Source organism: Streptomyces sp. SAS_270, from assembly GCF_052543295.1.
In genome coordinates this window covers 1-12,241 of the sequence record NZ_JBMNDS010000145.1, presented here as the reverse complement: position 1 = coordinate 12,241, position 12,241 = coordinate 1, and the positions used below count along the sequence as shown (strand labels likewise).

The window sequence follows — 12,241 nt, the reverse complement described above, 5'->3', positions numbered from 1 at the left end:
CCGCAACGGCTGGAACATCGGCACGACCACCGCGCACAGGTCGAGCCAGTGCGTGCGGACGAACTCCCGGCGCCGGCGGGCGAGTGCGAGCCGCATGAGTGTTTCTTCAAGGCGTGAACTCCCGTACGGCGAAAGGACTTTCTCGACTTCACCTCTTGACGGCCGGAGTGACAGAGAGCACATTGGCCGCGCAGCTGCTTTGAGAGCGCTCTCAAAAACACCCGCGCACCTCACTCCGTACCCGAAGAGGCACCCATGAGTGGCACTTCCGGAACGACCAGCACCTCCAGCACCTCCAGCACCTCCAGCACGCCCGGCGGACGCGGCCCGCTGCGGCGCGTGCTCGTCGCCGTGCTCGGCACCCTGAGTCTCGCGGCCGCCGCGGCGACAGCCGCGACCCTGCCCGCGAACGCCTCCGCTCCCCCACCCCCCTCCGGCTGGTCCCAGGTCTTCCTCGACGACTTCGACGGCGCCGCCGGATCGGGCGTCAACACCGCCAACTGGCAGTACACGACGGGCACGAGCTATCCCGGCGGACCCGCGGGCTTCGGCACCGGCGAGGTCGAGACGATGACGAACAGCACCAACAACGTCTCGCTCGACGGCGCCGGAAACCTGCGGATCACGCCGCGCCGCGACAGTGCGGGGAACTGGACCTCGGGCCGCATCGAGACGACGCGCTCCGACTTCCAGCCGCCCGGCGGCGGCACACTGCGCGTCGAGGCGCGGCTCCAGATGCCGAACGTGACCGGCGCCGCCGCCAAGGGCTACTGGCCCGCGTTCTGGATGCTGGGCGCCCCCTACCGCGGCAACTGGTGGAACTGGCCCGGCGTCGGCGAGCTGGACATCATGGAGAACGTCCAGGGCATCAACAACGAGTGGGCCACGATGCACTGCGGCACCAGCCCCGGCGGCCCCTGCAACGAGAAGTCCGGCATCGGCGGCCAGAAGGTCTGCGAGGGCACGACCTGCCAGGGCGGCTTCCACACCTACGCCGTCGAGTGGGACAAGTCGAAGAGTCCCGAAGAGATGCGCTTCTACCTCGACGGCGTCAACTTCCACACGGTGCGGCAGAACCAGGTCGACGCGACGACCTGGGCCAACGCCACCAACCACGGCTTCTTCGTCATCCTGAACGTCGCGATGGGCGGCGAGTTCCCGGCGGCCTTCGGCGGCGGCCCCGACGGCGGCACCGACCCCGGCCACCCGCTCGTGGTCGACTACGTCCAGGTACTCCAGTCGACCGGCGGCGGTGGCGACACGACCCCGCCGCCCACGACCCCACCACCCACGACCCCACCGCCCTCCGGCAACCTCGACGCCTACAGCGCCATCCAGGCCGAGTCGTACGACGGCCAGGCAGGCGTGGGCACGGAGAGCACCACCGACTCCGGCGGCGGACAGAACATCAGCACGCTCGCGAACGGGGATTACGCGCTCTTCAAGGGCGTCAACTTCGGCTCCACGGCGGCCCATCAGTTTTATGGCCGGGTCGCGAGCGGCGCGGCGGGCGGCGTCAGCGGTCTCGTGGAGGTGCGCCTCGACAGCCGTACCAGCGCGCCGGTCGGCAGTTTCGCGGTGGCCGACACCGGGGGCTGGCAGAGCTGGAAAACGGTCCCGGCGAACATCAGCTCCGTCACCGGTACCCACGACGTCTATCTGACCTTCACCAGCGGCCAGCCGGCCGACTTCGTGAACGTCAACTGGTTCGACTTCGGTCACTGACAAAGGAGTTGACCCATGACCACAAACTCCCCGGCCAGGTCGAGGACGCCACGCTCCGAGGCCGGGCGGCTGATCACCGCCGTCCTGGCCGCCCTCCTCACGGTGCCGGCGCTCGGCCTGGCCGGGGCGGTTCCCGCGCGGGCCGCCGCCGACTACACCCAGGGCGTCACCGCGACCGGCTCCGGCTCGGTCCAGATCTGGTTCAAGCCGACCACACCCGCGTCGCTCGTCGACGTGCACTACCTGTCATCGACCGCCGGCCAGCAGAACTTCCGGATGACGAACAACGCGGGCACCTGGCAGCAGAACGTCAGCGGCCTGCCGAGCGGATTCACGTTGGACTACTGGTTCACGTTCGAGAAGAACGGCCCGCTCTACGACACCCCGCACTTCACCTACACCGTCGGCAGCGACGGCGGAGGTGGGGGCGGCGGCGGAGGGGGCGGCGGCACTGGCAGCTTCCCGATCACCTTCCAGAACAACACCCGTGGCACGTACGGCAATTCACAGGTCTACGTCACGGTCCTCGGACAAGTCACGCCCGGTCAGTGGTCGTACATGAAGTCCGACGGGACCATGACCCACATCAACCACCTGGACGCCGGCGCCCCTGGTCATCTCACCAAGAACGGCGTGAACTACCCGAACATGTCGTTCACGCTGACCCCGTCCGGCGGCTCGGTCCCCTCCCCCACATCGATCCGGGGCGGCCGGATCTACGTCTCGCTCGGCTCCCCGATGTACATCCCGGTCTCCCCCGACGACCAGGGCTGGGGCGGCCCCGACCTGCGCAACCCCGGCGACCCCAACACGGACGTCTACTACGACTGGTACGAGTACACGTACGTCCACGGTCAGGTCGCCTTCGGCGGGAACACCACCCAGGTCGACCAGTTCGGCTTCCCGATGACCTCGCACCTGACACAGACGTCGAGCGGCTACGACACCACACGGGGCATCACACTCACCCGCGCACAGGTCATGTCGCAGTACGCGGCCTCGGCGGGCGCTGCCTTCAAGCCGCTCCAGAACACGTACCGGATCATCGCCCCACGCTCCTCCAACCTCTTCCTCGCGGGAGGATCCCAGGCGAACTACCTCCAGTCCTACGTCGACCAGACCTGGTCCTACTACTCCACCCACCCCTTCAAACTGACCCGTCTGGGCGAGACCTTCTCCGGGCAGGTCAACGGCACCACCCTCACCTTCACCAAGAACGGCGCCGGCCCCTTCACACTGCGGAAGCCGTCCTCCCCGGACGTGGTGGCCTGCGCGGGCGCGCTCGCCTCGGGCAGTGATCCGGAGAAGCAGCTCGGTGCGGAGTTCTGCGCCGCGTTCAACCGGGGCGTGGCCCTCGACACGTCGGCCTGGTACACCCCGTCCGCCTACTACACGGGAGGCATCAAGAACGACTACGCCGGCTTCTTCCACACCGTCGGCCTCGACCGGCGCGCCTACGGCTTCCCCTACGACGACATCAACGACCAGTCGTCGGTGCAGATCCTGGGAAACAGCGATCCGCCGACCGGGCTGACGCTCGGCATCGGTTGGTGAGTACCGAGCAACAACGGGGGGGTGGGCCGGTCGGCCCGCCCCCTCGGTCAGGTCAGCGCAGCTCCGCCCGGAACGCCACCGGCGTCGCCCCCGTGTGCTGGTGGAAGTACTTGGAGAAGTTGGCCGCGTCGGGGAAGCCCACGGCGACGCCGATGCGGCCGATCGGCATGTCCGTGTGGGCGAGCAGGCGCTTGGCCTCCAGGACGACCCGCTTGTCGATGAACCCCTTGGGGGTCTCGCCGGTGGCCGCCCGGACCGCGCGGACCAGGGTGCGGCGGGAGTAGCCGAGGGCGTCGGCGTACGCGCTGACGCTGTGGTTGGTGACGAAGCCCTTCTCGACCGCGTCCCGGAACAGGGTGAACGTGGTGTCGGTCCGCTCGCGCGCCGCCTCGGCGGAGCTGGCCGCGAGGTGGGCGAGGCGCAGCAGGAACGCGGTGAGCGAGTGCCGCAGCACCGAGGTGTGCAGGCTGAGCGGCAGCGTGGTCGTGTCGACGTACTCGCGTTCGAGCTGGTCGAGGGAGTGCCGCAGGGCGGCGAGCCGGTCCGTGTCGGGGCGCAGCAGCGGTGGCTGGTCGTAGCGGTAGAGGCCGGTCGCCTCGACGGTCGCGCGGGGCAGGAAGCCGGGCTGCATGGTCAGGACGGTGCCGCGGTAGCGGTCCGTGCGGGAGAACCGGTGCACCTGGCCGGGGCGGATCCACAGGAGGTCGCCCGCCAGGGCCTCGTACTCGGCGAAGTCGATCATGTGCCGGACGGGGCCGTCGCTGAAGAGCATGACCACGTGGAAGTCGATGCGGTGCACGCGCTCCAGGGGCGCGTCCGCGTGCCAGACGCGGCCGGTGCCCATCGGGCCGACCTGCATCCCCACGCCGGAGACGCTCAGATCGGCGGGGAAGGGGAAGGTCCTGATCCCGTCGCCGTCATCGCGGGCGTCTTGGGTGTTTCTGTCTGCCATGTCCCTCTCGCGCCGGCTCGGCCCCGCAGTCGTTGTCCCACTTTCACCAAAGGCTGACACAGGGAGACCTTCCCCGGCAAAAGTCTGACTTTTACTTTTGAAGGCGTTCCCCAGTGATTCCGCTTCTCGTGAGGACTTCTTGAAGATGAGCACGCAGACGCCCGACAGTTTCCCTGACGGTTTCGAGTGGACCGACCTCGATCGGCGTGCCGTGGACACCGCCCGCATCCTGGCGGCCGATGCCGTACAGAAGGTCGGCAACGGCCACCCGGGCACGGCGATGAGCCTGGCCCCGGCGGCGTACACGATCTTTCAGAAGGTGATGCGCCACGACCCCGCCGACCCGGAGTGGACCGGCCGCGACCGCTTCGTCCTCTCCCCCGGCCACACCTCGCTGACCCTGTACACCCAGCTCTTCCTCTCCGGCTACGAGCTGGAGCTGGACGACCTGAAGGCGTTCCGCACGCACGGCTCCAAGACGCCCGGTCACCCCGAGTACGGCCACACGGCGGGCGTCGAGACCACCACCGGCCCGCTGGGTCAGGGCGTCGCCAACGCGGTGGGCATGGCGATGGCCGCCCGCTACGAGCGCGGCCTCTTCGACCCCGAGGCCCCCGAGGGCGAATCCCCCTTCGACCACACCATCTGGGCGATCGTCTCGGACGGCGACCTGGAGGAGGGCATCTCCGCCGAGGCGTCCTCCCTCGCGGGCCACCAGAAGCTGGGCAACCTCGTCTTCGTCTACGACGACAACCACATCTCCATCGAGGGCGACACCGCGACCGCGTTCTCCGAGGACGTGCTCAAGCGCTACGAGGCGTACGGCTGGCACGTGCAGCGGATCGAGCCCGAGCTCGGCGGCGACATCGACGTCCACGCGCTGCACACGGCGCTCAAGGCGGCGCAGGCCGAGACCGGGCGCCCCTCGATCATCGCGATGCGCACGATCATCGCCTGGCCCGCCCCGAACGCCCAGAACACCGAGGCCTCGCACGGCTCCGCGCTCGGCGCCGAGGAGATCGCGGCCACCAAGCGCCTGCTCGGCTTCGACCCCGAGCAGACCTTCCAGGTCGACCCCGAGGTGCTGGCCCACGCCCGCGAGGCCCTCGACCGCGGCGCCGAGGCGCACGCCGCCTGGGACAAGCGCATCGGCGAGTGGCGCACCGCCGACCCCGAGCGCGCCAAGCTCTTCGACCGGATCGTGGCCGGCCAGCTCCCCGAGGGCTGGGAGCAGTCGCTTCCCACCTTCGAGGCGGGCACGTCCGTCGCGACCCGCGCCGCGTCCGGCAAGGTCCTCCAAGCGCTCGGCGGCGTGCTCCCCGAGCTGTGGGGCGGCTCGGCCGACCTCGCGGGCTCGAACAACACCACCATCGACAAGACGTCGTCCTTCCTGCCGAAGGGCAACCCGCTGCCGGAGGCCGACCCCTACGGCCGCACCGTCCACTTCGGTATCCGCGAGCACTCGATGGCCGCGGAGATGAACGGCATCGCGCTGCACGGCAACACCCGCATCTACGGCGGCACCTTCCTGGTGTTCTCCGACTACATGCGCAACGCCGTACGCCTCTCCGCCCTCATGCAGCTCCCGGTGACGTACGTGTGGACGCACGACTCCATCGGTCTGGGCGAGGACGGCCCCACCCACCAGCCGGTCGAGCACCTCGCCTCGCTGCGCGCCATCCCCGGCCTGAACATCGTCCGCCCCGCCGACGCCAACGAGACGGCGATCGCCTGGGCCGAGATCCTCAAGCGGCACGCCGTCAACCCGGCCCCGCACGGCCTGGCGCTGACCCGGCAGGGCGTGCCGACCTACCCCGCCAACGCCGATGCGGCACGCGGCGGATACGTCCTTCAGGACTCCTCCACCGAGACGCCCGACGTCGTCCTCATCGCCACCGGCTCCGAGGTGCAGCTCGCCGTCGCGGCCCGCGAGCAGCTGGAGGCCGAAGGGGTCGGCACGCGGGTCGTGTCGATGCCGTCCGTGGAGTGGTTCGAGGAGCAGTCCGCCGAGTACCGCGCGAGCGTCCTTCCGCCGTCCGTGAAGGCTCGCGTGGCGGTCGAGGCCGGCATCGGTCTGACTTGGTACCGGTACGTGGGTGACGCGGGACGCATCGTCTCCCTGGAGCACTTCGGTGCCTCCGCCGACGCCAGGACCCTGTTCGCCGAGTTCGGTTTCACCGCCGAGAACGTCGCCTCCGCCGCGCGGGCTGTGCTCAATTCAACTTCGGGCCTCGCCGCCGCGCGTGGTTGATCCGTACGCCAGAGAGAAGATGATCACTGTGACCAGCACCACCGACACCCTCAAGTCCCTTTCCGACGAGGGCGTTTCCATCTGGCTGGATGACCTTTCGCGGGGGCGCATCGAGTCCGGCAACCTTGCCGAGCTGATCGAGAAGCACCACGTCGTGGGCGTCACCACGAACCCGTCCATCTTCCAGGCCGCCATCGGCTCGGGAGAGGGCTACGAGGAGCAGCTCGCCGACCTCGCCGTACGCGGCGTGACGGTCGACGAGGCCGTACGGATGATGACCACGGCCGACGTCCGCGCCGCCGCCGACATCCTGCGCCCTGTGTACGACGCCACGGGCGGCCGCGACGGCCGGGTCTCCATCGAGGTCGACCCGCGCCTGGCGCACGAGACGGCCGCGACCGTCGCCGAGGCCAAGCAGCTGTCCTGGCTGGTCGACCGCCCGAACGTGATGATCAAGATCCCCGCGACGAAGGCCGGCCTGCCGGCGATCACCGAGGTCATCGGCCTCGGCATCAGCGTCAACGTCACGCTGATCTTCTCGCTGGAGCGCTACCGCGAGGTCATGGACGCCTACCTGGCGGGCCTGGAGAAGGCGCAGGCGGCCGGCATCGACCTCGCCTCCATCCACTCCGTCGCCTCCTTCTTCGTCTCCCGCGTCGACAGCGAGATCGACAAGCGGCTCGCGAAGGCGGGCACGGACGAGGCGCTCGCACTCAAGGGCAGGGCGGCGCTCGCCAACGCGCGGCTCGCCTACGAGGCGTACGAGGACGTCTTCGGGGGCGGGCGCTGGACCGCGCTCGGCGGGGCCCGCGCCAACAAGCAGCGCCCGCTGTGGGCCTCGACGGGCGTCAAGGACCCGTCGTACAAGGACACGCTGTACGTCGACGAGCTGGTCGCGCCCGGCACCGTCAACACCATGCCGGAGGCCACCCTGCTGGCCACCGCCGACCACGGCGACATCCACGGCGACGCGGTGAGCGGCGGCTACGCTCAGGCCCGCGCCGACCTGGCGGCCGTCGAGCGGCTCGGGATCTCCTACGACGAGGTCGTGCAGCAGCTGGAGGACGAGGGCGTCGCGAAGTTCGAGGCCGCCTGGGGCGACCTGCTCGACGCCGTGGCAACCTCCCTGAGCAGCAAGGGAGTCGAGGGGGAATGACCGAGCGTGAGACGCCTTCCGACAACGCCGCGCAGGATGCGGCCGCCGCGCCGCAAGGACTGGGTGACCCGGCCGTGGAACCGGGCGAGGTGACCGCGGACGCCGCAGCTGCGACCGCCGCGGACATCACGGCCGCGCTCGCCGCGGCGCTGGACGCCGACTGGTCCAACCCGCTGCGCGACCCCCGCGACCGCCGGCTCCCCCGCATCGCGGGCCCCTCCGGTCTCGTCATCTTCGGTGTCACCGGCGACCTGTCCCGCAAGAAGCTGATGCCGGCCGTCTACGACCTCGCCAACCGCGGCCTGCTCCCGCCGGGCTTCTCGCTCCTCGGGTTCGCCCGCCGCGAGTGGGCGGACCAGGACTTCGCGCAGGTCGTGCACGACTCGGTGCGCGAGCACTCCCGCACCGAGTTCCGCGAGGAGGTCTGGCAGCAGCTCGCCGAGGGCATGCGGTTCATCCCGGGCGACTTCGACGACGACACCGCGTTCAAGCAACTGCGCGCCTCTGTCGATGAGTTGGACGCCTCCCGGGGCACCAGCGGCAACTACGCCTTCTACCTCTCCGTTCCGCCGAAGTTCTTCCCGAAGGTCGTCCAGCAGCTCAAGAAGCACGGGCTCGCGGACGCGCCGGAGGGCTCCTGGCGGCGCGCGGTCATCGAGAAGCCGTTCGGCCGCGACCTGAAGAGCGCGCGCGAGCTGAACGCGATCGTGCACGACGTGTTCGACCCGGACCAGGTGTTCCGCATCGACCACTACCTCGGCAAGGAGACGGTCCAGAACATTCTGGCGCTGCGCTTCGCCAACCAGATGTACGAGCCGATCTGGAACCGGTCCTACGTCGACCACGTGCAGATCACCATGGCCGAGGACATCGGCATCGGCGGCCGCGCCGGCTACTACGACGGCATCGGCTCGGCCCGTGACGTCATCCAGAACCACCTGCTCCAGCTGATGGCGCTGACCGCCATGGAGGAGCCGGCCGCCTTCGACGCCGAGTCGCTGCTCACCGAGAAGCTGAAGGTCCTCAGGGCCGTCAAGCTGCCCGAGAAGCTGGGCGAGCACACCGTGCGCGGGCAGTACGCGGCGAGTTGGCAGGGCGGCGAGAAGGTGCGCGGCTATCTGCAGGAGGACGGCATCGACCCCGGGTCGACGACCGACACCTACGCGGCCGTGAAGCTGGAGGTCGACAACCGCCGCTGGGCAGGCGTCCCCTTCTACCTGCGCACCGGCAAGCGCCTGGGCCGGCGGGTGACGGAGATCGCGGTGGTCTTCCAGCGCGCCCCCCACTCCCCGTTCGACTCGACGGCCACCGAGGAGCTCGGCGCCAACGCGATCGTCATCCGTGTCCAGCCGGACGAGGGCATGACGGTGCGCTTCGGATCGAAGGTGCCGGGTACGTCGATGGAGATCCGGGACGTCACGATGGACTTCGCGTACGGCGAGTCGTTCACCGAGTCCAGCCCGGAGGCGTACGAACGGCTGATCCTGGATGTCCTGCTCGGCGACGCCAACCTCTTCCCCCGTCACCAGGAGGTGGAAGAGTCCTGGAAGATCCTCGACCCGATCGAGGGGTACTGGGACGCCCACGGCAAGCCGGCGCAGTACCCCTCGGGCAGCTGGGGTCCGAAGGAAGCCGACGAGATGCTCGCACGAGACGGACGGAGCTGGCGCAGGCCATGAAGATCGACCTGACCGACACCACGGCAAGCAAGATCAACAAGGCGCTCGTGCAGGGACGCCGTGCTATCGGCACCCCCGCCGTGGGCATGGTCCTGACGATGGTCATCGTCACCGACGAGGAGAACGCGTACGACGCCATCAAGGCGTCCGAGGAGGCCTCCCGGGAGCACCCCTCACGCACCCTGGTCGTCATCAAGCGTGTCGCCCGCACCCCGCGCGACCGCACCCACTCCCGCCTGGACGCGGAGGTGCGGGTCGGTTCGGACGCGGGCACCGGCGAGACGGTCGTCCTGCGGACGTACGGCGAGGTGTCCGACCACGCCGACTCTGTGGTCCTGCCGCTGCTGCTGCCCGACGCCCCCGTGGTCGTCTGGTGGCCGGTGGACGCGCCCGAGATCCCCGCGAAGGACCCGCTGGGCGCGCTCGCGCAGCGCCGGATCACGGACATGTACGCCGTGGAGCGCCCGCTGGAGGCACTGGACGCTCGGGCTCAGGCGTACACGCCCGGCGACACCGACCTCGCGTGGACCCGGCTGACGCCGTGGCGCTCCATGCTGGCCGCCGCGCTCGACCAGGCTCGCGCCAAGGTGATCTCGGCCGCCGTCGAGAGCGAGGCCGAGAACCCGAGCGCCGAGCTGCTCGCCCGCTGGCTGGGCGCCCGGCTGGGGGTCCCGGTCGAGCGGATCGTGACCGCCGGACCGGTCGTGACCGCGGTGCGGCTCGGCACGAAGAGCGGCGAGATCGTGATCGACCGTCCCGAGGGCCCGCTCGCCACCCTGTCGCTGCCCGGACAGCCCTCGCGCACCCTGGCGCTGAAGGTGCGCAGCACCTCCGAACTGATCGCCGAGGAGCTGCGCCGCCTCGACGCGGACGAGATGTACGCCGTAGCCCTGCGCGGGGACGGCACCAAGGAGAACGCCTCTCATGTCTGACTCACCCAAGCTCACGCACCGTCCGCAGTGGACGGCGCTGGAGGACCACCGCGCAGGTGAGCTGCTCCACCCGCAGCTGCGTGAGCTGTTCGCCGCCGACCCGGAGCGCGCCGAGCGCTACGTCGTGCGCGTCGGCGACCTGCGCATCGACTACTCCAAGCACCTGATCACGGACGAGACCCTCGCCCTGCTCCAGGAACTGGCCGCCGCCACCGATGTGTTCGGCCTGCGGGACGCGATGTTCCGCGGTGAGCGGATCAACGTCACCGAGGACCGGGCCGTGCTGCACAGCGCGCTGCGCGCCGCGCCCGGCGCGGTCGTCGAGGTGGACGGCGAGAACGTCGTCCCCGGCGTGCACGCCGTGCTCGACAGGATGGCCGACTTCGCCGGGCGCGTGCGCTCGGGCGAGTGGACCGGGCACACCGGCCGGCGGATCCGCAATGTCGTCAACATCGGCATCGGCGGCTCCGACCTCGGCCCCGCGATGGCGTACGAGACGCTGCGGGCCTTCTCCGACCGCTCACTGACCGTCCGCTTCGTGTCGAACGTGGACGGCGCCGATCTGCACGAGGCCGTCCGCGACCTCGACCCGGCCGAGACGCTCTTCATCGTCGCCTCGAAGACCTTCACGACGATCGAGACGATCACCAACGCCACCTCTGCGCGGTCCTGGCTGCTGGCCGGGCTCGGCGGCGAGGAGAAGGCGGTCGCCCGGCACTTCGTGGCGCTGTCGACCAATGCCGGCAAGGTCGCGGACTTCGGCATCGACACGGACAACATGTTCGAGTTCTGGGACTGGGTCGGCGGCCGCTACTCCTTCGACTCCGCCATCGGCCTCTCCCTGATGATCGCGATCGGCCCGGACCGCTTCCGCGAGATGCTCGACGGGTTCCGGCTCGTCGACGAGCACTTCAGGACGGCGCCCGCCGAGGCCAACGCGCCTTTGCTGCTGGGCCTGTTGGGGATCTGGTACGGCAACTTCTTCGACGCCCAGTCGCACGCCGTGCTGCCGTACTCGCACTACCTCTCCAAGTTCACCGCCTATCTTCAGCAGCTGGACATGGAGTCCAACGGCAAGTCGGTGGACCGGGACGGCCACCCCGTGGAGTGGGGTACCGGTCCGGTGGTGTGGGGCACGCCCGGCACCAACGGGCAGCACGCCTACTACCAGTTGCTCCACCAGGGCACGAAGGTCATCCCGGCCGACCTGATCGGCTTCGTGAACCCGGTCGCCGAGCTGGAGCCCGAACTCGCCGCCCAGCACGACCTGTTGATGGCCAACCTGTTCGCGCAGGGGCAGGCGCTCGCCTTCGGCAAGACCGGTGACGAGGTCCGGGCGGAGGGGGTGCCCGAGGAGCAGGTGGCGCACCGCACCTTCCGCGGCAACCACCCCACCACCACCGTCCTGGCAAGCGAGTTGACCCCCTCGGTCCTCGGCCAGCTGATCGCGCTGTACGAGCACAAGGTGTTCGTACAGGGCGCGATCTGGAACATCGACTCGTTCGACCAGTGGGGCGTCGAACTGGGCAAGGTCCTCGCCAAGCGCGTGGAACCGGCGCTCACCGAGGGCGCGGACGTGCCCGGCCTCGACCCCTCCACCGCCGCCCTCGTGGCCGCTTACCGCACCATGCGAAAGAAGTGACTGACATGCAGCTCGGACTCATCGGCCTCGGCAAGATGGGCGGCAACATGCGCGAGCGGATCCGCCGCGCCGGCCACACCGTCATCGGATACGACCGCAACCCCGACCTCGCGGACGTCAGCAGCCTGACCGAACTCGTGGGCCGGCTCGAAGGCCCTCGCGTGGTCTGGGTGATGGTCCCCGCGGGCGGTCCCACCCAGTCCGTCATCGACGAGCTCGGTGAGCTCCTCGAAGCGGGCGACACGGTCGTGGACGGCGGGAACTCGCGCTGGACGGATGACGAGAAGCACGCCGAGGAGCTGGCGGCCAAGGGCATCGGCTTCGTGGACGCGGGTGTCTCGGGCGGTGTG

The 12,241-nt window shown here is 69.8% G+C and carries 9 protein-coding genes; 8 read left to right on the top strand and 1 reads right to left on the bottom strand.

Annotation, left to right across the window (positions count from 1 at the left end):
• Positions 1-255: 255 nt before the first annotated feature.
• The gene (locus ACN6LB_RS44830) at positions 256-1,725 is read left to right on the top strand and encodes a glycoside hydrolase family 16 protein (RefSeq protein WP_445030956.1); all 1,470 of its coding nucleotides are present in this window, start codon (positions 256-258) and stop codon (positions 1,723-1,725) included.
• A gap of 15 nt (positions 1,726-1,740) precedes the next feature.
• Positions 1,741-3,279: a glycoside hydrolase family 64 protein gene (locus ACN6LB_RS44825; protein WP_445030955.1), complete on the top strand. Its 1,539-nt coding sequence runs from the start codon at positions 1,741-1,743 to the stop codon at positions 3,277-3,279.
• Positions 3,280-3,331: 52 nt separating this feature from the next.
• Here ACN6LB_RS44825 and ACN6LB_RS44820 read toward each other — a convergent pair whose 3' ends face one another.
• On the bottom strand, positions 3,332-4,231 hold the full coding sequence (locus ACN6LB_RS44820) for a helix-turn-helix domain-containing protein (protein WP_445030954.1): 900 nt from the start codon (positions 4,229-4,231) through the stop codon (positions 3,332-3,334).
• 145 nt (positions 4,232-4,376) lie between these two features.
• Between ACN6LB_RS44820 and tkt the strand changes: the two genes are divergently transcribed.
• From tkt to ACN6LB_RS44790, 6 genes are all read left to right on the top strand, one after another.
• Positions 4,377-6,482, top strand: coding sequence for a transketolase (tkt, locus tag ACN6LB_RS44815; protein ID WP_445030953.1), 2,106 nt, complete (start codon positions 4,377-4,379; stop codon positions 6,480-6,482).
• A gap of 19 nt (positions 6,483-6,501) precedes the next feature.
• Positions 6,502-7,638 (top strand): transaldolase, encoded by a 1,137-nt coding sequence (tal, locus tag ACN6LB_RS44810; RefSeq protein WP_445030952.1) that lies wholly within the window; start codon positions 6,502-6,504, stop codon positions 7,636-7,638.
• Positions 7,635-9,317 carry a glucose-6-phosphate dehydrogenase gene (zwf, locus tag ACN6LB_RS44805; protein WP_445030951.1) on the top strand — a complete coding sequence of 561 codons (1,683 nt, stop codon included), beginning with the start codon at positions 7,635-7,637 and terminating at the stop codon, positions 9,315-9,317. The genes tal and zwf overlap by 4 nt, the downstream gene beginning before the upstream one ends.
• A complete protein-coding gene (gene opcA, locus ACN6LB_RS44800; RefSeq protein ID WP_356140440.1) occupies positions 9,314-10,249 on the top strand; it encodes a glucose-6-phosphate dehydrogenase assembly protein OpcA in 936 nt (311 codons plus the stop codon). Before zwf ends, opcA begins: the two co-directional genes overlap by 4 nt.
• Positions 10,242-11,891, top strand: a complete 1,650-nt coding sequence (gene pgi, locus ACN6LB_RS44795; RefSeq protein ID WP_445030950.1) for a glucose-6-phosphate isomerase — start codon at positions 10,242-10,244, stop codon at positions 11,889-11,891. Before opcA ends, pgi begins: the two co-directional genes overlap by 8 nt.
• 5 nt (positions 11,892-11,896) lie before the next feature.
• Positions 11,897-12,241 (top strand): NAD(P)-binding domain-containing protein (locus tag ACN6LB_RS44790; RefSeq protein WP_445030949.1); only part of this gene is annotated, 345 nt, incomplete at its 3' end.